Here is a 388-nt window from a genome sequence, read left to right on the forward strand (position 1 = left end):
GCGCATCACCCAGCGCCTTATCCTTCAGCCGCGGATTGAGGCCAATCTGTCGGCGCAGGACATTCCCTTGCTCGGAGTTGCCGCAGGGTTGGACCAGATCGAGGTCGGCGCGCGGCTGCGCTATGAGATCCGGCGCGAGTTCGCGCCCTATATCGGCATCGAGCAAACCTGGCGGACCGGTCGAAGTGCCGACTTCGCGCGGACACGCGGTGAAGACCCCTCCGCTACCAGCTTCATCGCCGGCATCCGGTTCTGGTTCTGATCAACACCAAGGATAAACTCTCATGAAGATTGCCTCACTACTTGCCGCACTTGCGATTGCGGCATCGCCGCTCGCTATGCCCGCAACCGCGTTGGCACATACCGAGGTGGTCGCCTAAACCCCCGC

General features: G+C 62.4%; 1 protein-coding gene. It reads left to right on the forward strand.

The annotated features are described in order from the left end of the window. The coding region (locus tag D7X55_RS42500) for a copper resistance protein B (RefSeq protein ID WP_147470565.1) at positions 1 to 262 on the forward strand (262 nt) is incomplete at its 5' end. Positions 263 to 388: the final 126 nt, after the last annotated feature.

Source organism: Corallococcus sp. AB049A, from assembly GCF_003668885.1.
Taxonomy (GTDB): domain Bacteria; phylum Myxococcota; class Myxococcia; order Myxococcales; family Myxococcaceae; genus Corallococcus; species Corallococcus interemptor.